Here is a 25887-nt window from a genome sequence, read left to right as displayed (position 1 = left end):
GGTACGCAACAAGATTTGTCTCAGAGCAGCAACTCTGTGGCACGTATTTGGAGACACAGCAATGTCTAAAGTATGCCAAGTGACTGGTAAAGCGCCTGTGGTCGGTAACCACCGTTCGCACGCAAACAACGCGACTAAGCGTCGTTTTTTACCTAACTTACAATCGCACCGTTTTTGGGTTGCGAGCGAAAACCGTTTTGTTAAACTGCGTGTATCCACTAAAGGTATGCGTATCATTGACAAAAATGGTATTGATGCCGTTTTAGCAGATGTCCGCAAACGCGGCATTAAAGTATAAGGAAGCCGACCATGCGAGATAAAATTCGATTGGTTTCTAGTGCCGGTACTGGATATTTTTACACTACCGACAAGAACAAAAAGAACATGCCGGGCAAATTTGAAATCAAAAAATTTGATCCAGTTGTTCGCAAACATGTTGTTTTTAAAGAAGCTAAAATTAAATAAGCTTTGCTAAAACAGTTAAAAAAAACCCGGCTTGCCGGGTTTTTTTATATCTGTAAGATAGGGCTAGTCGATCTTAAATTTAACGGAGCTGGCATGACACGTCGTGGTTGGAATAATGTTCTGATATTTAGCACCCTGATCATGATTTTTTTATTCAATGGTTTACACCACAAGCTTTTTTCTAGCGAAGCCGATGTAGAAGTGATACTGCCGCCCAATCAGCATCTTTATAGCATTGACTTTCCGGGAGTCAGCGTGCAAAAAATGTCTGATGGGCAATGGCAAATGATGACTGCGCAGGATATTTATTGGTCGAGTAAACGTATAGAGCAATTAGTTCATCAATGGCAGCAACTAAAAGCAGAGATACTAACAGATCCGCCTACATTTAAAGGTTATCCAGAGGCGACCGTCAGCTTTTGGTTCAGCAATCAACAGAAAGCGTTTGTAGCGCGTTTATACCAGCAGCAAGGGCACTTGTACTTAACGAATGGTAAAAACGTTTATATGCTGCCTGAGAGCCAAAATTTAGAGGCATTGTTACCATTGCTTCAATAAGCAATTTTTTGTGCCTCATGCCAGCTTTAGTGTGTATTGCGCTTAAAGCGTTTCTATGATTTTTTGTACCCTTGGTGGTTGGTCAATGTTAAGACCTCTAACTTTCGCTATTTCTGGTAGCTCAAGGTAAAAACGCTGTAATAAAGTCAACGGCTGCATAATGCCGGGAACCTGTTGTTGTGGTAAATATATATCGGTTATATTGATGTTTTGTTCACGCATTGATTGGATTTGCTGCATGTGCAACGGGTAAGATTGATCTTCTATAATGGCGTTAAATAGCGGAAGCTCTTGTTCTAATAGAGCAACAGCCGCATGCAAAAATTCAGCAGTACTATAAGCCTCAGCGTGGATACCACACATACCTTTAAGTTTTAGTGCTATCTCTTTACAGGCCGAATAGCCAAAACCTCGGCTCAATACAGCACAATTCCGAATATTTTTAAAATCTTCTGGATCACACATATTTTCGGCTGCAACCGCCTTGCTCAAATACTCAGGAAGTTGTCTGATTTGTTGTTTTAACGGTTTGTTATTGGCCCAAGCTGCCGCTAGTTGGATTAATGATGATAGGCTTGTTAAGAAGGTTTTACTCGCCCCAATCGCGTTTTGTTGGCCGGCTTTAAGCGGTAAAATAACATCAATCAGATCGGCTAACGGTGAGTCTTCGTCGTTAACCATAGCAACCACATAAGCCCCAGATTGACGTGCCATTTTGGCCTGTTCTAAAACATCGGGACTACGCCCTGATTGAGAAACGACTAAAACCAGAGATTGTTCTAAGTGAAGCTTCTGACCAAAAATGCTGGTGACGGATGGGGCAGCTTGTACAACTGGCACCCCCAGTTGGGTTTCGAACAAGTATTTAGCATACCCATACGCATGTTCAGAAGTCCCGCGCCCAACCATGTAAACAAAACGCGGACGCATGATCCTTAAATGAGAGCTTAGTTTTTCGATTGTGTGTTCGTTTTCATCTAGTTGCAAGGCAATGCGCTCAGGGGCTTCTGCTGCTTCCTGAGCAAAAAGGCTGTCTCTCATTTTAAGTCTCCGCGGACAATGAGTTAATTGTTTTGGTAAGGCTCTATGACGTTGACGACGTTTTTTACGCCATCGATATTACGCGCAATAGTTAATGCGATCTTTTTTTCGTGCTCATTCAATAGACCCATTAAAAATACTTCGCCATTTTCGGTTACTACTTTTACCTGGTGTCCATCTAGCTCTTTATCTGCAAGCATGCGTGATTTTATTTTTGTCGTCAGCCAAGTATCTTGCGTTTGTTGAGCTGCGCTGATTTTTTGACTTACCCGTATTTCATTAAAAATATCGCGAAAGTTAGGGTAGCGGGTGGCTGCAGTTAATATTTTATTGCGTACCTCGACTGAATCAGCTTGGCCTACCAACAAAACGTTGCGGTTAAAGCTGATTATGGTTACATCATATTTGCCTTTGATAGATTCATCTTCGGCAAGCCAGTCTTCAATGTTTTTTTCTATTTCATGATCTTCAATTTGTGCGCCTAAAGAGCGTCTGTCATTGGCAACCATAGCCGTGGTGGCTGCTGCTCCGCCAAACAGTGCAACTGCACAACCGTTCAGAATAGGCACCAGCAGGGTAACAAGTAGCAATAACTTAGACTTTTGCATGATTACATTCCTGGAAATAAAGTTTTTTCTATTGCATCGACAATACTATGTACAACGAGTTGGTGGACCTCCAATGTGCGCAATGCACTCTCAGAGGGAATGCGAATATCAACATCGTTAGGTCCTAATAAACCAGCCACTTCACCGCCGTCTCCACCTGTTAATGCAACTACTAACATATCTTTTGACAAGCCAGCCTCAATTGTGCGCAACATACTGGCAGAATGCCCCATGCCTGCGATACACACAAGGACATCACCAGGCTGTGCAATCGCTTTCAACGGCAATGCAAATAAATGGTCACTTTGAGCACCTTCACACAATAAAGAACTAGAGATTGCATCTGGGTTGAGTGCGAGTGCTGGCAATGATGGGCGTTCATGTTCAAGTTTGTAGTTTAGTGCGTTGGCTAGAACGTTTGCGGCAGAATGGGAAAAACCATCACCACAACAAAGGACTTTACGTTCTGCCAAAAGCGCATTTAAGATGACAGTTGCAGCATTTTCTATCACAGGCGCGAGCACGTCCAAAGCTGCGATTTTTGTGTGTATGCTTTCTGTGAAGCTTTGTTTTATTAATTCTTGCATAAGTTATAAATATCTCAAAACGCGTTTTTTATCCAGTTTAGCTGCTCGATATTTGAATCAAACGCAATTACATCAAAGCGAAACCGAGTATGGGCTACATTATAGCCATTTGATTGTAAATAAAACATTGCTGAACGTTTGATTTTGTTTTGTTTTTGCGGCGAAATTGTCGCCGCGGCCCCGCCATAACGATTTTGGCCTCTAAACCTGACTTCAACAAAAACCAATGTTGGCTCCAAAAAACAAATAATATCAATTTCGCCCATTCGGCAATTAAAGTTTCGGGTAACAATTTGGCCACCCTGAGCAACTAAAAACTGAGCGGCTCTTTGTTCAAAAATTTCACCCTTGGCGCGTTTATTCGTTCCCATTATGGGTTAACCGCAACAATCCGGCTACGACTAAATTTAGCCCAACTTAGAGATCGCTCAACTTTATTGCCAGCTAACGTCAACCGACCACTTAATCCATCATAAGCATAATTTGGCAGGTGTTTCATTTTTAATAAATGCTGAGTTAACTGATATGCATCAAAACCAAAAGCAAAAAAACGACTCTTGTCATCAGACGCATTTTGCCACACCAGCTGCATTTGATTCGCTAATTTAGTGTGTTTTGCTCGGCCCGGCAATAACCAAGGCATGTCGCTAAAAATTATGCGATTTAAATCCCGCATATCCGCATTGTTCAAGCGGCTGCTAAAACTACGTGAACTGGCATAAATAGGTACAAGTGGCGCAAATGGCGACGTATTTACATCGATATAAGGTTTAATAATTCGAGTTTCGGTTTCGTTACCTATGATATAAATCGAATCTATGTCTTGGCGGTTGCGAGCATCCGCTTCAAATTTGGGAGAATTATTCAATAGCTGTTTGACGGTGCGAATACGGCTTTTGCTGGTGCCGGTTTCCATTAAGCGCTCTACCGTATCTTCCATTTCTTCTGGGTTGCTAAAATAGCCATAACCAACCACAGGGCTGCCTTGGTCTGCATAAACTTGGCGAAACGCCTCACTCATACGACGGCCATAATTATCGTTAGATGCCAACACTATCGGTTGTTGAAGACCGTTTTTTAGCATTTTGAGAGCAGCTTGGCGAGCTTCTGCTTCGGGGGCTAGGGCATAATAAAAACGCTGTGGGTGATTTGGCAGATCCTCTTGTTTTGCTTCATTGAGCAGGAGCATTGGCTGATTAGGTTGCTGCTCTATTAAACGAGTAATATTGCTTTTTAATAGTGGGCCTATATAAAAATCATAGTTGGCGGTGGCCAATTGATTATAATCGAGTGTTTCACTGTCTAAAAAGGTAACTGTTTGTTGCTTATTGCCCTGTTCGAACTGCGCCGCGATAATACCTTGTTGTACCGCTTCCCCTTGCTGAGCAAATTGCCCACTTAGTGGTAAAATAACGGCTAAATTTTGCGGCCGAATTGGGGTGTCTTGTAGGGCTGTTATGAGCGGTTGTGGCAGGTGTTTAGAGGCTGGATGATTTGCTGATTGTTGCTGCCATTGCAAGACCTTTTGTAATAACTCAGTGGGTTGATGAAGTTGTTCGTAGCTGAGGGCTAACAAGGTTAACCAGCCATCTAGTTCGCTTCCTGAGATCCTTGCCATTTGTTGGCTTTCAGGCCAAGGTAAATGAATGAGTGTTTGCCAAATTTTATTATTAAAGTCTTGTTGTTCGGTGAACTTGATATAAGGTCTAAGTTTATCTATTAGTTGAATAGCATGCTGATAATGGCCGGCTAACCTGGCACTTTCGAATTGAGTATGAAACAGGCGGCCCGAGAATCCTTCAATCTGGTCAATCTCTTTCACTAAAAAATAGCTCAATTTGGGCTCTGATAGTGCGAGTAAGGCTTCGGCTTTAAATAAATCTTTTTGTTTTTTTAATTCAGGTTCAAGTTGTGTTTCAGTTTGTTGCATTAACAGCGCTAGTGCTTTAGCAGGTTGCTCTTCGAATAAAAGGCGATCCGCTGCTCTTAGGTAGAGTTGAGGTTGCGCTTCAATTGATGCCTGTGCAGCTTTGTCTAGGTAGCTTTGTGCCGAGATGTCAGAGGGTTCAACTGATTGTTCTGGCGTTGTTACTTTTGGGGCTTCTGTTTGGCGTTTTGGCGCAGAACCACAGGCGGAAAGTAACAGAACGACTGGCAAAGCCAGACAGCCAATTTGTTTAAATGTCTTCATGCTTCCTCAAAATACGCGATTAATTTTTGATAAGTTGTTTCATCTATCAAATTGATTCTAGTATATTACGTCCACTCTTAATTAAAAAGTCAGGTTATCAGCAAAGATGCAGTCACCCGGAACCTTATACGTAGTCGCAACGCCAATTGGTAATTTAAATGATATCACTCAAAGGGCTTTGCAAATACTTGCAGAGGTTGACTATATCGCGGCTGAAGATACCCGCAATGCCGCTAAATTATTAAATCATTTTACCATTACCACTAAGTGTGTTGCATATCACGATCATAATGAAGAGCAACAGTCGGTTAATTTGATAGAAATGCTAAAAAATGGAAATCAGATCGCACTTATCTCGGATGCAGGCACGCCACTAATTAATGATCCAGGTTATCGAATCGTGGCTTTAGCGCGACAACAGGGTTTTAAAGTCGTTCCTGTGCCAGGTTGCAGCGCTGTTATCGCTGCATTGTCTGCGGCTGGCATTGCCACAGATCAGTTTTATTTTGGTGGTTTTTTGCCAGCTAAAAAACAAGCCAGACAAAACAAAATTAGTGCCATCAAAGAATCGCCAGCAACGGCTGTTTTTTACGAATCTCGTCATCGTATTTTAGCCTGTTTAGATGATTTAACGGCTGTACTTGGCGATGATCATTATTTGGTTATAGCGCGCGAATTGACTAAAACTTATGAAAGTTTTTATGCGGGTAGTGTGGCAGAAGTAAAAGCATTGATTAGTGGCGACGCTAATCAGCAAAAAGGTGAGTTTGTCATTATGCTCGAGGGGACGAAAGAGGTGAGTGATGTTGATCAAAAAAGTTTGCAGTTGATCAATAAGCTGTTGCCGTATATGCCGTTAAAAACGGCCGCAGGGATAGCTGCAGAGACCTTGGGTGGCAAAAAAAATCAATTATATAAAGCTGCGTTGCATTTAAACAAGGATAGTGATTGACCTATTTGACAGTTAGGTTACAATCGCCGGCGAAAAGATAACTGGGCAATCGCTGCTTGTTTAGGCAAGGGGAGGAAAGTCCGGGCTCCATAGGGCAGAGTGCCAGATAACGTCTGGGCGGCGTGAGCCGACGACAAGTGCAGCAGAGAGGATACCGCCGATGCAATTGTGAGATTGCAGGTAAGGGTGAAAGGGTGCGGTAAGAGCGCACCGCACGGCTGGTAACAGTTCGTGGCAAGGTAAACTCCACTCGGAGCAAGATCAAATAGGGTTCCGTCGGTGCGGCCCGCACTGGAACCGGGTAGATTGCTTGAGCCCAACAGCAATGTTGCGCCTAGATGAATGATTGCCACCTTGGCAACAAGGTACAGAACCCGGCTTATAAGTTATCTTTTCCCTTTTTAAAGGCATGCTTTAAACCGCAGTTATTGTAGTTAGTGCAGACTGCTTTTACGTTTTACGCGACGCCGCGCTCGCCAAAGGGCCTTGGCGTTAACGTGGTCGGGTCTTCGTCGGTAGTTTTTTTCGGCAACCCTCAAACCGTACTCCGGAAATATACGATAGATCAAATGCTTACCTAAAAACCATAAGAGTAAAACCACTGCGATAAACTCTAATAGTTCAACCATTTTTGTATGTCCTCAAATTAAATAATTTTTTATTTGTGAATAAATTCACTTTGTTATTATGTTCAATATTAGACCTTAACCTTGATTATAAATCAAACAGTTGTTGAATATTTTTGATATTGACGCTTGGTCACTATTTATCCTTATGATTTGTCTTAATATTTTTATTAAACCCACTTGGGGGAATGTAGAGGGCGTGTGAAGGAGATTGATGTTTTATGGGGAGTGGTCAGTAAGGTTAATAATAAATGCAGCCTCGCGGAGAGGCTGCTTCAAAGCTTAATTCGAGTTAGTTAAAGCTACGCTTTTCGCGACCTTTAAACGAACGCTCTTGGCGTTGGTTACCCGCTGAATTAGAAGCAATTGTTGGTGATATTTTATGGTTGCGTATCATCACCTTTTGTAATTTTTGAAACAAGGGCTTTGGCATGCCTTTAGGTAGATCGACATGGGCGTGCTGATCAAATAACTTAATGTGACCAATATGTTTGCTGTCTAGGTTTATTTCGTTGGCAACTGCACCAACAATATCACCCGGACGAACACCATGTTCACGACCTACTTCAAAGCGGAAAGTATCAAATTCTTCATTCGAGCGTGGGCCTGCATCTCGGCCTCCTTTACGGCCAGCATTGCGGCGACCATCACGGCTATCCCGACCATCACGTACGTCTCTACCGCCTCGCGGGTTATCATTTCGGCTATTGCGGTCGCGGCCGACTGGATCGTTTTCTGGAAACAGAGGTTGTTTTTTCTGTTGTTCGAACAACAAAGCTGCTGCCAGTTTTTTAACATCCCATTCATTTTGCTCAGCAAAACTTTCAACCACTTTTTCAAACTCATCAAGCTTAGGGTTGTCCATTAACTGGCTAATTTGTGATTGCAAACGTTCGATACGAACCTGACCTAATTGTTTTGCGTCTGGCATATTGAAGTCTTCAATTTTACCTTCGGTTGCACGCTCTAGGCGGAATAAAGTGCGCATTTCACGGCCATTAGCAAATAAAATGGCTTCACCACTGCGACCTGCTCGACCGGTACGGCCAATACGGTGAACATAAGATTCTGAATCAGCAGGTAAGTCATAGTTAATAACATGGCTAATTCTAGGAACATCTAAACCACGGGCTACGACGTCTGTTGCAATTAAGATAGAGACTTTGCCACGTTTTAACTGCTCAACAATACGTTCACGATCTCCTTGGTTCATATCCCCATTTAAAGCAGCCGCAGGAAACCCTTTACTAATTAAATGTTCAGCTAAGCTTAAGGTATCATTTCGCGTGCGCACGAAGACGATCATGGCATCATAATCTAAAGTTTCTGCTAATCTTTCTAAGCCCGCTGTTTTACCGATGCGGCTAACACGCCAAGCTCGTTGGGTAATATTCGCTTTAGCTTGTTTGACTGCAGCGATTTTTACATGCACAGGCTCTTTTAAAAATTGTTGTGTCACTTTACGGATAGCTGCTGGCATAGTGGCAGAGAAAAACGCCATTTGGGTGTTTTCTGGCACATGTTTTAGTATCCATTCGATGTCTTCTAAAAATCCCATATTCAGCATTTCGTCTGCTTCGTCTAGTACACAGCTTTTTAAATTGTCTAACTTTAAGCGACCTTTATCGATATGATCCATTAGACGGCCTGGCGTACCGACAACAATTTGAGGGCCAGCACGAAGTTCACGGATTTGTGGCGTATAAGATTGACCACCATAAACAGTTGCAACTTTTAAACCACGTACATATTTGGCAAAGTCAGTGATAGCTTTGGCTACCTGAATAGCAAGTTCGCGAGTTGGGCATACTACTAACATTTGGGTTTCGCGTAACCCTGCATCTAACCGTGACAATAAAGGTAAACCAAACGCGGCTGTTTTACCTGTACCTGTCTGAGCCTCACCCAGAATATCGTTCCCTTCTAATAAAGCCGGAATAGATTGTGCTTGAATCGGAGTTGGCTCATTAAAACCCATTTCTTCAATTGCTTTTAAAACAGGTGTAGGCAAGCCCAGCTCTGAAAAAAGAACTGTTGATGAATCATTCTGCATATTTTTACTCTATATTTAAATCTAAAAAGATGAGGTATCAGCGCGGGTTCAGAGTAAACGAAAGCCTGCTTTAGGCAAGCATACGATTTACTGAGTGTATCACTTTCATGATGCTAAACTGTTAGCAACTAGGACATTAAATTGTGTCCGCATTATTTCACACTGGTAGCGCGACTACCTCGACAAACCAGCGCGACTTTAACTTTGAGATGGTTAAACTACCATCGGTGACAGACTTTATATCATCTGTTGGAAAAGCCTTGGGCTGGGAGGCGCACTATACAGGTTTTAAACTTAAATGCAAGTTTAATTGCATTTAACGCAAGGGCACTTTGTACCTCATAGTTCATTTGTTGGCTATGTATGAGTCAGAATTTTGGCTAAAAACGCGATGCAAAAACCAAACACGCCACCGAGTCCGGGCAGCCAGTGGTGGTTTAATTTGATTTGCGGCGCAATATCCTGAAATATAAGGTATAAAATTCCGCCTGATGCAACAAGCATTAAAACACCGAGAATCACAGGGAAATCTGCTAATACATAAAAGCCTAATAAACCACATATTGGCCCCAACAACGCTAGTCCACACATCCAAATCAGAGTCGTTTTCTTTTTATGATTAACGGCTAATAACTCTCGGTAGGCATTAAAACCTTCTGGCAAGTTTTGTAAGCCGATTAAAATTGCAACTGTTAACGCGGTTGGCGCATGCAAAGCAATTAAACCACCCAAAGCGACAGCCTCTGGTAAATAATCCAGTAGGGTGCCGATTAATTGAGGGGCGGCTGCTTGATGATTAGCGAGATAGCGCTCAAGTAATAAAAACACGCCACCGCCCGCTAAAATTAATCCAGGAGTGAGCATGGGATGGGGCATTTTGTGGTGACCTTCGGGCACTAAAACAAAAGCAACTGCACCAACTAAAATACCGCCCCCTAATGCAATAATAAAATGTCTAAGCTCATCTTCGAGCCATTTGGGTTGAAGATGCTCAATACTTGCAAGCCAGCCGCCGAATGGAATGCAGATACCGGCTAAACTGGTGTAGATTAAAATTTGGATCAGTTCGTTCACATTGTGCTCCGTGCGCTTTTACTAGGGTGATTGCTCTTTCTATACGGCAAAGTTTTAGTGAGAGTTCGCTTTTTAATTTAATTAATGATTAAATTAGGTTCAATTAAACAAATTTTTTGGAAACCATTTATGTCAGCAAAGCATCCAATTATTGCTATTACTGGTTCCTCGGGGGCTGGGACCTCGACAACAACGCTGGCTTTTCGACATATCTTTCGTAGTTTTGGTATTCAAGCCGCCGAAGTAGAAGGGGATAGCTTTCATCGTTATACTCGGGCAGAAATGGAAGTTGAAATTCGAAAAGCAGAAGAGCAAGGGCGCCATATTAGTTATTTTGGTCCCCAAGCAAACGATTTTGCCCTACTAGAAGATTTGTTCCAAACCTATGGTGAAACTGGCTCTGGGCGCATCCGTCGTTACCTGCATTCATTTGACGAAGCTGTTCCTTATAACCAAATGCCAGGTACTTTTACACCTTGGCAAGAATTGCCTGAATCAGATTTGCTGTTTTATGAAGGTTTACACGGGGGCGTGCAAACCGATGAAAATAATGTTGCCGAACATGTTGATTTGCTGATTGGCATGGTGCCAATAGTTAACTTGGAGTGGATTCAAAAAATCATTCGAGATACCAGTGATCGTGGCCATAGTCATGAGGCTGTAATGGCATCTATTGTGCGTAGCATGGATGACTATATCAATTATATTACGCCGCAATTTAGCCGTACTCATATCAACTTTCAGCGAGTGCCAACGGTTGATACATCCAACCCTTTTGCAGCTAAAGATATCCCGAGTTTAGATGAGAGTTTTGTGGTGATCCGTTTTCGTGGCACTCGCGGAGTCGACTTTCCGTATTACCTGAATATGATCGACGGCGCATTTATGTCACGCGTGAATACTATGGTGGTGCCGGGCGGTAAAATGGGGTTGGCAATGGAGTTAATCATTACCCCATTAATTGAAGAATTAATGAAAAAAAAGGGCAAACGAATTGCCCCAACTGAATGGTTTATGCGCTAATTTATTTATCGCTGCGCTGGCTCGCTTTTTTGATGGTATGAAAAATATCCCCATCAATTAAGCTATAGATATTGGCGGCTAGATCTTTCAACTCCAAGGTTGGGACATAGCGGCCTTCTGTTTTTATCACGATCAACTCTTTTTCTCTTAATAAACCAACAAACTGGCTAAGGATACTTTTATCAGTAAACTCAGGCCCTTTAATGTCATGCATTTTTGCAAGATAGCGTGCTGTTGCTTGTCCAGTTCGTTCTAATTCTGAGCGGCTTAATCCATCAGAGCTGCGCTCTAGGGTTAATAATACAGCCGCGTACCTTTGCAGTGTTTCTTGCACCAATAAGCTTAATAAATGCAATTGCATGTATGGGGCTTTTGCATGATCCACGGCAATGATATTTTCACCGTCGATTTCTATTAAACCATGCGACTTCATGGCAACTAGGTTCTGCTCAACATAACTGATCAGTTGTGCTGGCTGATAACTGAAAAAATATTCATTGGCTAATAATGGCGCTGTTTGTTCTATTAACTTCAATAAATATTTTTTGTCCACCGCTTGCTGCTCAATTAGCACAGCTGCAATGACACTTGGGATCATATATAAGTGGATAATATTATTTCGGTAATAAGTCATCTCAACAGTGCTTTCTTGAGGTAGACGAATAATATCCGGGCTATCTGTATCCAAAGTGAATTTTTCCATTTTTAACGCATTTTCGAGCAGCTCGGTTGGATTTGCTTCAGGCGGCAATGACAGGTTGGTGAAAATTGCATTGTCTGTTTGCAAATCGGTTAACAAACTTAAAAATTGCTCTAAATCTTGCCGGAAAAGCGTGTTTTTATTAGCAACAGTGAGTGCCATGGCGGTCATGGTAACACCGTTTAACGCAGCCGCTTGGTTAATATTGCACATGACGTTGTGACTAACCTGATTTATAAAATTAGGTAACCAGCTGGGTTTAGGTGGTGAGTAAGGGTGTATTTCTTTTTTCCAATCTGGGTTTTGCTCGTTTAATAGCTTATTTAATAAAATAGGGGTGCCAAAATTAACATAGCCGCGGCCAAAATGGCGTAGGTTTTTTAGTACGCTGAATAAGTGTAAAAAAGACTCTTTTTTCTTTTTTGCGCCACTTAGCTCACGTAAATAGGTTTTGACTTCCATTACGTGTTCATACCCGATATAAACAGGAACTATAGTGACAGGGCGGTCTTGCCCACGAAAAAGGGTCTGTATGACCATGGCTAACATACCTGTTTTAGGTTTTAGCAAACGGCCTGTGCGAGATCGACCTGATTCAGGATAAAATTTGATTGAATGACCACGAAAAATTAATTGGGCCAAATATTCTCGAAAAATTTCAGAGTAGAGCTTGTTGCCGCGAAATGAGCGGCGCATAAAAAACGCACCAGCACGACGAAAGACACCACCCATAGGCCAAAAATCTAAATTTACCCCAGCCGCAATGTGCGGTGGCACTAGTCCCTGATAATAGATGACATAAGTTAATAACAGGTAATCCATATGGCTGCGGTGGCAGGGCATATAGATAATTTCATGGCCTTCTTGTGCGAGTTTGCGTACCGCTTCACCATTTTGAATATGCAAACCAGAGTAGAGTTTGTTCCAAACCCAAGTTAAAACACGATCTAAAAATCTGATCCAGCCACCGCGGTAATCAGCAACCATTTCTTCTAAATAGGTGCGGGCGGTCGTGCGCGCTTGTTCACGGCTAATATTTTTACTTTTAGCCTCATCGGCGATGGCTTTTTTAATCACTGGAGAAGCCATCAAGGCGGTGATAAATTGATCTCTGTGCCAAAGTCTGGGTCCAGACATCATTAACTGACGGCGCTGAAAGTGAAATCTAGCCACTCGTAACAGCTTGCGCGCTATGCTGCTATCATAACCATGTTGGTCTACTGTATAACGCAAGGAAACAGGATCATCAATCGAGATAAAGTTATCTCGGCCACGAAACGTCACTATATACAGCTTTTTTAGCCAGCTTGGTTTGCTAAAGTCATCAAATAACGGCTGTTCTTTAGCTGAGTGGCGGCCCGGAGAACGACCCCAATTGATAAAACAAGGAACCAACTGTGCGTCGAGCTCTGGATGTTGTTGATGTAATTCTAATGCAAGTTCCATCAGCGCCATCGCATCCGTTGTGCCACGTTTTTTACTAATCACTGGGTGTAGTTTATCTAAGCACAAGTATCGTTTTATTTTTTGATCACCCAGTTTTACCCTTGAAAACGGACTTGGCAAACCTGCTTTGCGACAAGCGATATCTAAAACGACTAAATCACTGGCTGAGTCGTGTTTAACCACGTAAAACAGGGGTTTGTTTAAATTATTACCATCTAGTTTTTCATAATTGGCCAATACCAACTTGGTTTTGGTTAATACGCGTATTGGCAATGTTAGCATATAGCTCAACAGTTTTTTAAAATCAGCCATCCTGTTCCATTTTTCAAATCGACTTATATACCGATAATTGTAACATGCTAATAGTAAAATTTTGCAGTAAATTGAATGGTTGCGTTTTTGTACAAGCTGTTTATACTTACAGTATTTGTACTGTATAGATAACCACCTATGAGACCATTAACCGCCCGACAAAAACAGATTCTAGAGTTGATTAAAGATAATATTCTGCAAACCGGAATGCCGCCTACACGTGCCGAGATCGCTAGGATTTTAGGGTTTAAGTCTCCCAATGCCGCCGAAGAACATCTAAAAGCTTTAGCTAAAAAAGGCATGATCGAAATCATTGCAGGTACCAGCAGGGGGATTCGTCTAATCGATCAGGGAGAAGACGAAGCTGCCAATGAGGCTGAGGGTTTGCCCCTTATCGGTCGTGTAGCTGCCGGTAGCCCTATTTTGGCTGAACAACACGTAGAAAGCCACTACCAAGTTGATCCTATGTTATTTAAACCCGGTGCTGATTTTTTATTACGGGTATATGGTGACAGCATGATTAATGTTGGCATTTTAGATGGAGATTTATTGGCTGTGCATCGTACACAATCGGTTCAAAATGGACAGGTTGTCGTTGCCCGAGTGGGTGATGAAGTCACGGTAAAACGCTATCAACAAAAAGGTGCTAAAGTATTGTTGTTGGCCGAAAACGATGACTTTGATCCGATTGAGGTGGACTTAACGCAAAATGAGTTTGCCATAGAAGGCTTAGCGGTTGGAGTCGTACGTAACTCTGGCGGTTTTTAATTTGTTTTCACCTACTTTTGTTGCCAGTGAAATACTGGTTTTAATTTTAAGTTAATATATTTTTAATATAACCGCGTTATTTTTTTAAAAAAATTTTGTCAATTTGTTTTTTGTTGTCTATTTTTTATTCATGTCTTTTTACAAGGCAATTATCAGATAACAACAAAGCAAGGAGATATGCGTGGTTTCATCTGCCCAACGAGTACTGCTGCTTTGCCTTTTTACAGGCATCCAGGTTTTACCGGCCGCGGCCAGCGAATCTTCCATTAACCTTAGAAAAGGGGTTACTGACATCAGTCATCAGGTTTACGACCTGCATATGACTATTTTTTATATTTGTGTCGTCATTGCCTTACTGGTATTTGGGGTGATGTTGTATGCAATGGTATTTCACCGTAAATCTCGTGGCGCCAAACCCGCTAATTTTCATGAAAGTATTAAAGTTGAAATTGCCTGGACCATAGTGCCGTTTTTAATTTTGATTGCTATGGCGGTCCCAGCCACGTCCACCTTGATTGACATGGAAGATGCCAGCCAAGCCGATTTGACCATTCGAGTAACAGGTTCGCAGTGGAAATGGCATTACCAGTACCATGGTCATGGCATTGAGTTTTATAGCTTGTTAGACACGCCAATGGAACAAATTCAAAATAAATGGATAAAAGGAGATGACTATCTGTTAGAGGTGGATAAACCGTTAATTATTCCGACCGAGCGTAAAGTTCGATTTTTAATGACCTCGGATGATGTTATTCATAGTTGGTGGGTACCTGATTTTGCGGTAAAAAAAGATGCGAATCCTGGGTTTATTAATGAAGCTTGGACTCGTGTGAATGAAGCGGGTATTTACCGAGGACAGTGTGCAGAGTTGTGCGGTAAAGATCATGGTTTTATGCCCATTGTAGTTAAAGCCGTTCCACCCGCGGAGTTTGACAGTTGGATGCTGCAACAAAAAGAGTTTATTCGCCAAGCCAAGGCTGAAGAGCAGCGCTTATTAGCAATGAGTATGTCGTTTGATGAATTAATGGCTGAAGGTGAAAAAGTGTATGGCGCTTATTGTGCCGCTTGCCATCAACCCAATGGTGCTGGTTTACCTGGGGTGTTTCCGGGGTTGATAAATAGTGTTGTGACCCGAGGGCCTGTCGCAGACCATATTGAAATTGTACTGAATGGTAAAAATGGCACAGCGATGCAGGCCTTTGCAAAACAGTTAACGCTAAAACAGTTAGCGGCTGTGATCACCTATGAGCGAAACGCTTGGGGCATGAATTCGGGCGACATAGTGCAACCCAAAGACGTTCATTTACATAAGCAAGGCCAATAAGGAGCGCGAGAATGAATTCAGTGGCAAGTACAACAACACAGGATACTGATGATCACGGACCTGCTAAAGGGATAAAGCGCTGGTTATTTACCACCAATCATAAAGACATAGGCACCCTCTATTTATGGTTTGCTTTTATTATGTTTTTGACGGGTGGTGCTATGGCGATGGTGATCCGGGCTGAGTTGTTTCAGCCAGGTTTGCAGATTGTTGAACCACACTTTTTTAATCAAATGACAACAGTGCATGGTTTGATCATGGTTTTTGGTGCTGTAATGCCTGCTTTTACAGGTTTAGCTAACTGGATGATCCCAATTATGATTGGGGCGCCTGATATGGCGCTTCCACGTATGAATAACCTAAGTTTTTGGATTTTACCTTTTGCGTTTACCATTTTATTGGCTAGCTTATTTGTTGAAGGTGGTGGTCCAGCGTTCGGATGGACATTTTATGCACCTTTATCTACCACTTATAGTGGCGATAGCACTGCCCTGTTTGTTTTTTCAGTGCATATAATGGGGATATCTTCGATTATGGGGGCGATAAACGTTATTGTAACCATTTGCAATATGCGGGCGCCTGGCATGACATGGATGAAGATGCCGTTATTTGTTTGGACCTGGCTTATCACAGCCTTTTTATTAATCGCGGTAATGCCAGTACTTGCAGGTGCAGTTACTATGGTATTAACCGACAAATATTTTGGCACCTCATTTTTTGATGCAGCCGGTGGCGGTGATCCTGTTATGTTTCAGCATATTTTTTGGTTTTTTGGTCACCCAGAAGTTTATATTATGATTTTGCCAGCCTTTGGCATTATCTCAACCATAGTCCCTACCTTTAGTCGCAAGCCATTATTTGGCTACTCGTCTATGGTGTATGCCACCGCTTCGATTGCACTGCTAAGTTTTATTGTTTGGGCTCACCATATGTTTACCACTGGGATGCCAGTCTATGCTGAATTGTTTTTTATGTATTGCACTATGCTTATCTCTGTGCCAACTGGGGTGAAAGTGTTTAACTGGGTCGCGACTATGTGGCGGGGCGCTATTTCTTATGAGGTGCCTATGATGTTTTCAGTTGCTTTTATTGTTTTGTTTACTTTTGGTGGCTTTTCGGGCTTGATGCTAGCGATCACTCCCGTCGACTTTCAATATCATGACACCTATTTTGTTGTTGCGCATTTTCACTACGTGTTGGTTACCGGCGCTATTTTTTCATTGATAGCTGCAACTTATTACTGGCTGCCTAAATGGACTGGGGTCATGTATGACTTAGTGTTGGCTAAATGGCATTTTTGGTGTTCTCTGATATCTGTAAATCTACTGTTTTTTCCTATGCACTTTATTGGTTTAGCCGGAATGCCACGAAGGATCCCTGATTATTCGATTCAATTTGCTGGCTGGAACCAGCTAATAAGCATCGGCGGTTTTGCGTTTGGTTTATCCCAACTTATCTTTTTGGTATTGGTCATAAAAGCTTGTCGAAAACGTGGGGCTGTGGTCAACCATCAAGTTTGGGATGGGGCCAAAGGGCTCGAATGGCAACTGCCATCACCAGCGCCTTACCATACCTTTGAAAAACCGCCAAAAATTGAGTGAGGTGACGAATGGACACTGAAGCCGCGCAAAAAAAACTGATTAAACGTTTATGTTTGGTTGTTGTTTGCATGTTTGCTTTTGGCTTTGCGCTTGTCCCTTTATATGACGTTTTTTGCGACGTAACTGGGATTAACGGCCGCACTGTCAATCGTGTGCAATTGACCGATAAGCTGCCAACGCAGGTTGATGCAAACCGACAACTCAAAGTTGAGTTTATCAGCATCAATCAAGGTGGTAATGATTGGTCATTTGAGAGTTTGGCAAATCAAATGCTGTTGCAACCGGGCGCGATGCAAGAAGTCAGCTTCAATATCCAAAATCACAGCCAGCAAGACGCTTATGTGCAAACAATACCTTCGGTGTCACCGGGGCAAGCTGCTTTATATCTGCATAAACTTGAGTGTTTTTGTTTTGAACAGCAGAAGGTTGCAGCCGGTGAAAGCAAAAATTTTGTTATTAAGTTTTATATTGATACTGAGCTACCGCAGAACATTCAACAACTGACGCTGGCTTATACTTTATACCCGATCACAGACAAAGTGACCGCGTCGCGGTAATTAACGGGAGAAGACTATGTCACAACAAGATAAGAGTCAATATTATGTACCAGCGCAGAGTCCATGGCCGATTGTCGGTGCTTGTGCGTTTTTTTTAATTGCTTTCGGCGCGGGTCACATGGTTGCCGACTTGCAAGATCCTCAAGCAAGCCAGTGGGGCAGTTTGCTGTTAATTGCTGGCGTTCTGGTGCTATTTATCATGCTCGCTGGTTGGTTTAAAGATCAGATCAATGAAAGCCGTAGCGGATTACATAATCGGCAACTGGGCATCTCGTATCGGCAAGGCATGTTGTGGTTTATCTTTTCAGAAATAATGTTTTTTGCCGCTTTTTTTGGCGCACTTTTGTATTTACGTGTGATTGCAGTGCCATGGTTAGGTGGGGATAGTAACAATGCAATGACACACGCCGTATTATGGCCTGACTTTGTGCCTCAATGGCCGTTAACCGAAACACCAGACGGTACCAAAACACAAGCGATGGGCTACTGGGGATTGCCGCTCATTAATACAGTGATTTTGTTAACTTCCTCCGTCACTATTCATTTTGCTGATCTGGGACTTAAAAAAGGCAATCGAAAACAACTTAGCAGCATGTTATTTATCACTATTTTACTCGGTATTGGCTTTTTATTTTTACAAGTTGAAGAGTATATACATGCCTATCAGGATTTAGGGCTTACGTTAAGCTCTGGCGTTTATGGTAATACCTTTTTTATGTTAACCGGATTTCATGGTTTACACGTGACTTTGGGCACCCTCTTTTTATTGGTCATGTGGTTGAGGATTGTACGCGGACACTTTAGTTCGGAGAATCATTTTGCTTTTTTAGCGGCTAGTTGGTATTGGCACTTTGTCGATATAGTTTGGTTGTGTTTGTTTTTGTTTGTTTATGTTTTGTAAATGCAGATAAAAGGTCGAATTTGGACATTGGTATTTATTATAGTAATCACTGGATTATTTTTTAGTCTGGCAAGTTGGCAATTGTTTAGAGGTCTAGATAAAGCACAAAGAGCCCAAACCATAGCTAATGTGAGTCATACGAATGATTTAGCAAAGTTGTCCGCGACTGGTGCAGAGCTTGCCCATGTGCGTTTGACGTTGAAGCTTGCAAAACGGTCGCAAAGTTCAGTTTGGTTACAAGACAATATGCTAAATCAACAAAGGCTTGGCGTAGATGTTTGGCAAATAGCACAAGTTGGTCAGCCACAACAAAATATTTTGGTTCGATTAGGTTGGTTGCCATTAAATCAACATCGTTTGCCAGAGGGTTTTATTGCAGAAGAAGCACGCAGCTGGGAGGTTACAGGTGTGCTCACTAAACCTGCGGATAACCCTTTTATTCGCGCGCTCGTTGAGCAGCGCCAGGGTTGGACACTTATTGGTGAGCCAGATATAGCGCTAGTGCAAAAACATCAAAATAAGCCATTATCTAACTTTGTTTTTTATCCAGATAAAGCGGACACAGGGCTGCAAAATAGAAAATATCAAGTGAATCAAATGACGCCTGATCGTCATTTTGCATATGCACTGCAATGGATCTTAATTGCTTGTGCTTGGTTAATTGTTAGTCTTTGGGCTGTCAACACGCGGGGTAAACATGCTGGCTAAACAAAAAATGTCAATGATTGCGCTAGTTGCTTGTTTTTTAGTGCCTTTTATTATGGCGATCATTGCTAAACAAGCTGGTTGGTTCAATAGTGCTAAAACCAATCAAGGAACCTTATTACAACCCGTTTTAGAATTAGATCGTAGTCAATGGCCCGCGCCTTTAAAACAAAGTTGGCTGCTGATTTATGCCAGCGATAAACATTGCAGCCATTGCCAACAGGCTGCCTATTTAATGCAGCAAGTTAAAGTGGCACTAGGGCGTGAACAAGCACGTTTAACCTTGCTAACGAATCAAAATATCCCAACACAAACTGAGGTTGTTGAACTAAAAACTTTTGGCCGTAAGCTCATGCAGGACTATTTGTATATCAGTGATCCTTTAGGGTTTGTGATGCTGAAATACCCGGTACCAAGCGATCAAAAAGAGGTTATTTCAACGGCTAAACAAGTATTGTCCGATTTACGACGCTTGTTAAAACTATCAAAGGTGGGTTAATGCTTAAATTAACAAGGTTAGCTTTGCTGTTGTCTTTGGCTGTTGTGATCTTAGGGGCTTATACTCGTTTAACTGAAGCTGGTTTGGGTTGCCCTGATTGGCCGGGCTGTTATGGTCATTTAAAAGTTCCGCACGACACTCAGATTGCAACCGCCCAAGCTCGTTTTCCAGAGCAGCCGATAGAAGTGGATAAAGCATGGAATGAAATGATCCACAGGTATTTCGCCGGCGCATTAGGTATGTTTATTACTGCTTTATTAACGCTTGCGTGGCGACGGCAATCACAGCAAAAAAATCAATTTAACCTAAAGATTTTGCGACATACGCTATTGTTATTTGCACTGGTTGTTTTCCAAGCTTTGTTAGGGATGTGGACAGTGACGCTTATGTTGATGCCACTCGTCGTGATGGGCCATTTATTAGGAGGCTTTAGCATAGTGATTTTACTACTGCTGCTTGAGCGGCGTTTAGTCAAACCGGCTGAGCAACAACCGCATTTGAATTCAGCGGTTAAAAAAACATTGCCGTCGTTTGCTTGGTTAGCTCTGGTGCTGCTAGTGGTTCAGATTGCGCTGGGCGGTTGGACTGCGGCCAACTACGCCGCGACCGCTTGCACTCAATTGCCGATTTGTGAAGGCAACTGGAAGGATAATTTACAGATATCAGAGGCCTTTTCGTTACCGCCAGAAGCTCAGAGTTATCAGTATGGCGTGTTATCTTATGAGGCACGTGCAACCATACATATTTTCCATCGCTTTGGCGCTGTATTAACTTTTATTTTTTTACTCTTGTGGTTTGGTCGCCTAGCATTGCCGCATAAACCACAACTTTTACGTTTAATCGCGCAGGTTGGGATGGGGCTATTGGCCATTCAAGTATCGTTAGGCATTGCCAATGTTGTGTTGGCATTACCATTAGCGGTAGCTGTGTTACATAACGCAGTCGCTTTGTTATTGCTCGCCACATTAGTGCTGAGTTTATACTACCGGAGGCAGACAGTATGAGTTTTAGAATACCTCTTTTACCCAGTTATAAAACGGCTCAGTTACATTGGCGAGATTATTTTGAGCTGACCAAACCTAAAGTTGTTGCGCTAATCCTGTTAACAGCTTTAGTCGGCATGCTAGTGGCGCAAACCAGGTTGCCAGATTGGCAACTCATATTTTGGGCTTTTACCGGTATTGCTTTATTGTCTGGTTCAGCGGCTTGTTTTAATCACGTTTTAGATCGAAACATTGACCAGAAAATGGCTAGAACCTATATGCGACCTGTGGCTAAAGGCCGGGTGGAACAAGGCCAAGCGGTGACTTTTGCTAGTATGCTGGCATTGTTGGGATTTGCCTTACTTTATTATTTTGTAAACCCACTTACCGCTTGGTTAACCTTTGCATCGTTATTGGGTTATGCCCTGGTATATACGGTATTTTTAAAGCGGTATACCCCACAAAATATTGTCATTGGTGGCTTGGCGGGCGCAATGCCGCCTCTCCTAGGATGGACCTCGGTTACAGGCGAAGTGGCACCTAATGCTTTATTATTAGTTTTAATTATTTTTACTTGGACACCACCACATTTTTGGGCGTTAGCGATTCACCGCAAAAACGAATATAAAAATGCGAATGTTCCTATGTTACCAGTGACCCACGGCATTGAATTTACTAAAACTATGATTTTATCTTATACCGTTTTATTGCTTTTGGTGTCTTTATTACCTTGGTTAAATGGATTATTTTCATCGTTTTATGCTGTTATGGTCGGTTTTTTGAATCTCTATTTTATTATTTACGCAGTTCGCCTTAAATGGTTTGATAGGCCATTATTGGCGTATAAAATGTTTAAATTTTCTGTTTGGCATTTATTATGGGTATTTGTTGTTATGTTGTTGGACCATTTCATGTTATGAAAAGACTTTTAATTGGTATCTGTTTGTTTGTCCTTGTCGGCTGTCAGCCGAATAAAACGAGTTTTGATAATCTTCTTGTTTATCCGGAAGGTAAAACATTACAAGCGTTTACCGTGATGGATCATCATGAAAATACTTTCGACAATCAATCATTAAAAGGACATTGGAGTATCTTATTTCTGGGCTTTACTTTTTGTCCCGACATTTGTCCAACGACCTTAACTGATTTAAACCGGGTTTACCCAGAGCTTAAAAAAATCGACGAAAAGGTTCAGGTGCTTTTGTTGACCGCAGATCCGAGCAGAGATACCCCAGCACGGCTGAAAGCTTACATAGAGTTTTTTAATCCTGAATTTGTTGCCTTGCGTGCGCCTCACAAAGATTTATTGCCATTTACTAGAAATTTAGGGTTAGTGTATGCCATGCATGGTGAAGGTGATGATTATTTAATCAATCATTCGGCCAGTTTGGTGATAATTGGACCGGATGGACGGATCAGAGCCATGCTAAAACCTGATGCAGGCGGTGTCCCGCCCAGTGTCGATTTAAGTCAATTGCCCGCGGTTGTGAAATATTTAAAGAATACTTTGTAATGCAAAATTTATTAATTGTTGAGCCGGATCCGCTTATGTCGGATTTGTATCAAACCTTATTTAACGAACATAAAGTCGATTTTGTTTTGCATCAAACGGCTGGATCTGCATTATCGTATGCGGCAGAAAACTCGTTTAGCGTTATTATTTTTGATCTCCATGCGGTAGAAATGCCCGTTGAATCGTTTGTTGATTCAATCGTGCAAACTCAAACCACTCGACCAAAGATAATCTGCATTAGCTTTTTTAATAGCAAAGCGGTTCAGCAAGCTGCGTTCGAAGCGGGTGTGGATGAATGTATTAATAAACCTTTTAACCCGGATTATTTGCTCGATTTAATACGGTAAATAAAAATTCATACAGTTTTATTTTGACAGAGTCCAAGTTTAGGGTTAAAAGTCAGATCGTATATTCAGGATCCCCTGAAGCGTTTTGATACTATTGTCTGTTGAGAGGTTAAAAATGTCTAAAACAAAACAACAATTGTTAGCGCGTATTTATGACGACCCTAAAAATTATCCTTATGGATTTCGCCGCTCGGGCGATTTTTCAATCCGAGAATCGGAAGCTTTGTCTGCCTACGGCAACTTGTTTAATGCTCTATACAAGGGCGAAATAGAGCCTTCAGATGAAGAGGATGACCGTATTATTGCTGTGATGCAGGGGCGTGTGGAACCTCAAACCGTTCCTGAAAAAGCTTGGTTAAAATATCAATCTCGGCTCAATCGACCAAAACTCGGTAGTTTGTACGGTAATAAAAAAGCAACCTATACGAGTGACGAAGACGATGCTATTGAAGTTGACGACGATACAGAGCTCGCCACCAGTATAGGGAGTGATGATTAAAACAAATAAAAAAATTTGGCTGGGTAAGTTAAAATCTCAGCCTTTGCTTAGTTGCCAGAATATGTTAGGTTGATATTTGCTCCGTCAAACTAGGGTTACAGCATCTTATGTTAGAGAGACTAAACAGCTTTGCCGTTGAGCAAGCCATACGGGGAATTGTCTCCGATACCCTTAACTATGCCCTTGACCATAATGGCCAACGGATCCCTGATTATCAGCTAACCAACAACACCGAATTACAAAACGCTTATGCTTGTTATATTTGGCTGCTCAATCAAGGTACTTTACGTGGCTGTTATGGTTCAGCTGTTGCCGGCTATCGACTCGACTATCATCTTGCTGATACAGCCTACTCGGCGGCTTTTAAAGATCCTAGATTTGATGCGATTAAAGTTGATGAGCGTGCCCACCTCTCTTATAAGGTTGCTATCCTGTCTCCATTAAAAGCAATCTGTGTCAACAGTGAGGACGAATTAGTCGCCTATTTGCAACAGCACAAACCCGGTTTAAATATTCGTTACGGCCAATTGCAGGCTAGTTTTTTGCCATGCCAATGGCAGTTTTATAAAAATTCGAGTGATTTTTTGGCCGCGCTTAAAGAGAAAGCCAACTGGCCTGAACACGGTTGGACATCAGCGATGAAAGCATTTACTTTCACTACCCTTGAAGTTGCAGGGGATCTTGCTGTTTAGCAGGGTAAGCAAATAGGCTGGTAGGTATTTTTCGACGGCAGAAGAAAATCTCGCCAGGTTGCATTTTTTTAGCCTGTTTTTTTGCATCAGTGGCAAGCTCTGCAACATGGTGGTGTGATTGACAACAATGGATATCAGGAGAAACGACACCGATAGCAAGGCTTATCAGTGGGTAAAATGCTTCTTCACCACTTCTTGTGTGACCATAATAACCTTGTTTTTGTTTATCTTCTTCGCTAAAAAATGCATCGATTCGTTTATTAAAGTTTTGCATGATTTGGTTGAGTAATTCACCGTAATTGTTCTGATAAAAAATAACTACAAAATCATCACCGCCAATATGACCGACAAAACAGCTATTGGCTGGGCAAATATCTTGTAAAAGGTTAGCTAGCATTAAAATCACTTGATCACCTTTGGCATAACCATAGTGATCGTTATAAGCTTTAAAGTGATTTAAATCTATATATGCAAAGTGAAAGTTCTGACGGCGTGCCAACAACGCATCTAGTTCTTTTTCTATTGGTACATTACCAGGTAAATTCGATAATGGATTGCTATGTTGTGCGCGTTCAATTTTAGCCAACGTCATTCGTTTTAATAACGAGCGGATAGATACCAAACCTAAATAGCAATTGTTTTGTAAAATGACTATAGGTATACGGGCTTCAGGTCGACTTTCATCGGTGACAATAAGGCTGAGTTTATCAATGGGACAGTTATGTTCAACCGCGACAAAATTACTGCGCATAATCTGACTAATGGGTTTGTTCTCGTACAAAGCTAAACTTAAAGGAAGTGAAAAACGCTCCATTAGCTCTTCTCGCGTAATAATTCCAATGACCTTGTCTTGCTCTAGAATTGGAATTGTGAACAAGGTTTTGTCATCCCGAAAGCGTTTCAATATCTGTCCAGTAGTCGTTTGCCATTGAGCGCCCTCAACAGGTTCTAACAAGTGAACGACCGTTTCATTATTAAATACTGCGGGTGTGGGCAACTCAGGTTGACATTGCAAGGCCAAAGGTGTGGTAAGTTTTGGTTCGGCGCACGGTTTGCACAACAAGAAACCTTGAGCAAAATGAATCCCTAAACGACGAATACAAGTGAGCTCTTGCTCTGTTTCTATGCCCTCTACTATGGTAAGTGCGTGGGTGTTATTGGCAAGCTCTAACAGGGCACGTAAGAAGGTTTGTTTTGTACTATCTTGCTCACACCCTCGTGCAAAATGGCGATCAATTTTGATGATATCAGGTCGTATTTGTGACCATTGAATCAGGCCAGAAAAACCAGCCCCTAAATCATCGATGGCAAACTGAATACCTAGTGTGCGTAAACGAGCTATAATATGGGTTAAATCAGTCAATTGTTCAGCTGGATTTTGCTCAGTGATCTCAATGACAATTTTTTCACCCGCTATTTGGAAGCGCTTAAATAGGCTTTTAAAAAAGTTTAAACAATCAGGTTGAGTGACTAAAAATTCTGGGCTTAGGTTAATAAAAAGTTTGTGTGTTAACTTTAACCTTGCATAGTTTTTTAACGCACTTTCTACACAGATAGCTTCTAAGTCGTTCAGACAACCACATAATTGTGCTTGGTTAAAAAGCTCAATCGGTGAGCGCAACGAACTCTGTGCGGGTCCACGGGTGAGGGCTTCATAGCCTAATATCTGATTATTGGACAAGTTATAAATTGCTTGAAAGTGAGTTTCTATTTGTGTGGTGCGGATCACATCAACAACAGACAATATTGAAACACTCGAATCAAACATAATAAATACACCAACAACAGCTTTAAAATAATTATTTTATATTTGTAATGTGAATGATTAATGACATGGAGTCATTTAGTTTTTTGCGTTTATC

General features: G+C 41.8%; 28 protein-coding genes and 1 other RNA gene. 19 read left to right on the top strand and 10 right to left on the bottom strand.

The genetic code is table 11. The features are described from left to right. Positions 1-61: 61 nt before the first annotated feature. From rpmB to C727_RS0101030, 3 genes are all read left to right on the top strand, one after another. Positions 62-298: a 50S ribosomal protein L28 gene (rpmB, locus tag C727_RS0101040; protein WP_017443761.1), complete on the top strand. Its 237-nt coding sequence runs from the start codon at positions 62-64 to the stop codon at positions 296-298. A gap of 11 nt (positions 299-309) precedes the next feature. Further along, entirely contained in the window at positions 310-465 is a 156-nt protein-coding gene (gene rpmG / locus C727_RS0101035; RefSeq protein WP_017443760.1) for a 50S ribosomal protein L33, read from the top strand. Positions 466-558: 93 nt separating this feature from the next. Then, positions 559-1023 carry a hypothetical protein gene (locus C727_RS0101030; RefSeq protein ID WP_017443759.1) on the top strand — a complete coding sequence of 155 codons (465 nt, stop codon included), beginning with the start codon at positions 559-561 and terminating at the stop codon, positions 1021-1023. A gap of 42 nt (positions 1024-1065) precedes the next feature. Here C727_RS0101030 and nagB-II read toward each other — a convergent pair whose 3' ends face one another. From nagB-II to C727_RS0101005, 5 genes are read right to left on the bottom strand one after another with little or no spacing between them, the layout of a single operon-like run. Further along, positions 1066-2064, bottom strand: coding sequence for a glucosamine-6-phosphate deaminase NagB-II (nagB-II, locus tag C727_RS0101025; RefSeq protein ID WP_017443758.1), 999 nt, complete (start codon positions 2062-2064; stop codon positions 1066-1068). A gap of 23 nt (positions 2065-2087) precedes the next feature. Beyond that, positions 2088-2672, bottom strand: a complete 585-nt coding sequence (locus C727_RS0101020; RefSeq protein WP_017443757.1) for a BON domain-containing protein — start codon at positions 2670-2672, stop codon at positions 2088-2090. Between the two features lie 2 nt (positions 2673-2674). Beyond that, the gene (locus C727_RS0101015) at positions 2675-3259 is read right to left on the bottom strand and encodes a D-sedoheptulose-7-phosphate isomerase (protein WP_017443756.1); all 585 of its coding nucleotides are present in this window, start codon (positions 3257-3259) and stop codon (positions 2675-2677) included. A gap of 14 nt (positions 3260-3273) precedes the next feature. Beyond that, positions 3274-3630, bottom strand: coding sequence for a YraN family protein (locus tag C727_RS0101010; RefSeq protein WP_017443755.1), 357 nt, complete (start codon positions 3628-3630; stop codon positions 3274-3276). Next, positions 3630-5450, bottom strand: a complete 1821-nt coding sequence (locus tag C727_RS0101005; protein ID WP_017443754.1) for a penicillin-binding protein activator — start codon at positions 5448-5450, stop codon at positions 3630-3632. The genes C727_RS0101010 and C727_RS0101005 overlap by 1 nt, the downstream gene beginning before the upstream one ends. Before the next feature lie 106 nt (positions 5451-5556). On the opposite strand from C727_RS0101005, the gene rsmI reads away from it, so the two are divergent. Both rsmI and rnpB read left to right on the top strand, forming a co-directional pair. Beyond that, a complete protein-coding gene (gene rsmI / locus C727_RS0101000) occupies positions 5557-6402 on the top strand; it encodes a 16S rRNA (cytidine(1402)-2'-O)-methyltransferase (RefSeq protein WP_017443753.1) in 846 nt (281 codons plus the stop codon). Between the two features lie 33 nt (positions 6403-6435). Next, positions 6436-6800: RNase P RNA component class A (gene rnpB, locus C727_RS18960), an RNA gene on the top strand. A gap of 36 nt (positions 6801-6836) precedes the next feature. Here the strand turns inward: rnpB and C727_RS0100995 are convergent. The 3 genes from C727_RS0100995 to C727_RS0100985 all read right to left on the bottom strand — a co-directional run bounded on the left by C727_RS0100995 (position 6837) and on the right by C727_RS0100985 (position 10155). After that, positions 6837-7031, bottom strand: coding sequence for a hypothetical protein (locus C727_RS0100995; protein WP_017443752.1), 195 nt, complete (start codon positions 7029-7031; stop codon positions 6837-6839). A 289-nt stretch (positions 7032-7320) separates the two neighbouring features. After that, complete coding sequence (locus C727_RS0100990) at positions 7321-9081, bottom strand: DEAD/DEAH box helicase (protein ID WP_017443751.1); 1761 nt, start codon at positions 9079-9081, stop codon at positions 7321-7323. Positions 9082-9438: 357 nt separating this feature from the next. After that, entirely contained in the window at positions 9439-10155 is a 717-nt protein-coding gene (locus tag C727_RS0100985) for a ZIP family metal transporter (protein WP_017443750.1), read from the bottom strand. Between the two features lie 129 nt (positions 10156-10284). Between C727_RS0100985 and C727_RS0100980 the strand changes: the two genes are divergently transcribed. Then, positions 10285-11178 carry a phosphoribulokinase gene (locus C727_RS0100980; RefSeq protein WP_026052484.1) on the top strand — a complete coding sequence of 298 codons (894 nt, stop codon included), beginning with the start codon at positions 10285-10287 and terminating at the stop codon, positions 11176-11178. Position 11179: 1 nt separating this feature from the next. On the opposite strand, the gene plsB is transcribed toward C727_RS0100980, so the two are convergent. Beyond that, positions 11180-13636 (bottom strand): glycerol-3-phosphate 1-O-acyltransferase PlsB, encoded by a 2457-nt coding sequence (gene plsB / locus C727_RS0100975; protein ID WP_017443748.1) that lies wholly within the window; start codon positions 13634-13636, stop codon positions 11180-11182. Between the two features lie 138 nt (positions 13637-13774). Here plsB and lexA point away from each other — a divergent pair, with 138 nt between their 5' ends. The 13 genes from lexA to amrA all read left to right on the top strand — a co-directional run bounded on the left by lexA (position 13775) and on the right by amrA (position 24025). Next, positions 13775-14404, top strand: a complete 630-nt coding sequence (gene lexA / locus C727_RS0100970) for a transcriptional repressor LexA (RefSeq protein WP_026052483.1) — start codon at positions 13775-13777, stop codon at positions 14402-14404. A 229-nt stretch (positions 14405-14633) separates the two neighbouring features. Further along, positions 14634-15728, top strand: a complete 1095-nt coding sequence (gene coxB, locus C727_RS0100965; protein WP_420196310.1) for a cytochrome c oxidase subunit II — start codon at positions 14634-14636, stop codon at positions 15726-15728. An 11-nt stretch (positions 15729-15739) separates the two neighbouring features. Next, positions 15740-17329 carry a cytochrome c oxidase subunit I gene (gene ctaD, locus C727_RS0100960; protein ID WP_017443746.1) on the top strand — a complete coding sequence of 530 codons (1590 nt, stop codon included), beginning with the start codon at positions 15740-15742 and terminating at the stop codon, positions 17327-17329. Between the two features lie 8 nt (positions 17330-17337). After that, positions 17338-17886 carry a cytochrome c oxidase assembly protein gene (locus C727_RS0100955; protein ID WP_017443745.1) on the top strand — a complete coding sequence of 183 codons (549 nt, stop codon included), beginning with the start codon at positions 17338-17340 and terminating at the stop codon, positions 17884-17886. A gap of 16 nt (positions 17887-17902) precedes the next feature. Beyond that, positions 17903-18787: a cytochrome c oxidase subunit 3 gene (locus tag C727_RS0100950; protein WP_017443744.1), complete on the top strand. Its 885-nt coding sequence runs from the start codon at positions 17903-17905 to the stop codon at positions 18785-18787. Next, positions 18788-19495: an SURF1 family protein gene (locus C727_RS0100945; protein WP_017443743.1), complete on the top strand. Its 708-nt coding sequence runs from the start codon at positions 18788-18790 to the stop codon at positions 19493-19495. Then, entirely contained in the window at positions 19485-19991 is a 507-nt protein-coding gene (locus C727_RS0100940; protein ID WP_017443742.1) for a hypothetical protein, read from the top strand. Before C727_RS0100945 ends, C727_RS0100940 begins: the two co-directional genes overlap by 11 nt. Beyond that, positions 19991-20995 (top strand): COX15/CtaA family protein, encoded by a 1005-nt coding sequence (locus tag C727_RS0100935; RefSeq protein ID WP_017443741.1) that lies wholly within the window; start codon positions 19991-19993, stop codon positions 20993-20995. Before C727_RS0100940 ends, C727_RS0100935 begins: the two co-directional genes overlap by 1 nt. Continuing rightward, positions 20956-21894, top strand: coding sequence for a heme o synthase (cyoE, locus tag C727_RS0100930; protein WP_420196309.1), 939 nt, complete (start codon positions 20956-20958; stop codon positions 21892-21894). Before C727_RS0100935 ends, cyoE begins: the two co-directional genes overlap by 40 nt. After that, positions 21891-22487, top strand: coding sequence for an SCO family protein (locus C727_RS0100925; RefSeq protein WP_017443739.1), 597 nt, complete (start codon positions 21891-21893; stop codon positions 22485-22487). The genes cyoE and C727_RS0100925 overlap by 4 nt, the downstream gene beginning before the upstream one ends. Then, a complete protein-coding gene (locus C727_RS0100920) occupies positions 22487-22834 on the top strand; it encodes a response regulator transcription factor (RefSeq protein ID WP_017443738.1) in 348 nt (115 codons plus the stop codon). The genes C727_RS0100925 and C727_RS0100920 overlap by 1 nt, the downstream gene beginning before the upstream one ends. A 115-nt stretch (positions 22835-22949) precedes the next feature. Then, positions 22950-23333 carry a MaoP family protein gene (locus C727_RS0100915; protein ID WP_017443737.1) on the top strand — a complete coding sequence of 128 codons (384 nt, stop codon included), beginning with the start codon at positions 22950-22952 and terminating at the stop codon, positions 23331-23333. 107 nt (positions 23334-23440) lie between these two features. Next, on the top strand, positions 23441-24025 hold the full coding sequence (gene amrA / locus C727_RS18930; protein WP_017443736.1) for an AmmeMemoRadiSam system protein A: 585 nt from the start codon (positions 23441-23443) through the stop codon (positions 24023-24025). Here the strand turns inward: amrA and C727_RS17745 are convergent. Then, a complete protein-coding gene (locus C727_RS17745) occupies positions 23991-25793 on the bottom strand; it encodes a GGDEF domain-containing protein (RefSeq protein WP_017443735.1) in 1803 nt (600 codons plus the stop codon). The two genes, amrA and C727_RS17745, sit on opposite strands and share 35 nt — an antisense overlap. Between the last annotated feature and the right edge of the window lie 94 nt (positions 25794-25887).

Source organism: Gayadomonas joobiniege G7 (genome assembly GCF_000300815.1).
In the GTDB taxonomy this organism is placed as follows: Bacteria; Pseudomonadota; Gammaproteobacteria; order Enterobacterales; family Alteromonadaceae; genus Catenovulum; species Catenovulum joobiniege.
This window is presented reverse-complemented; position numbering and strand designations above follow the sequence as displayed.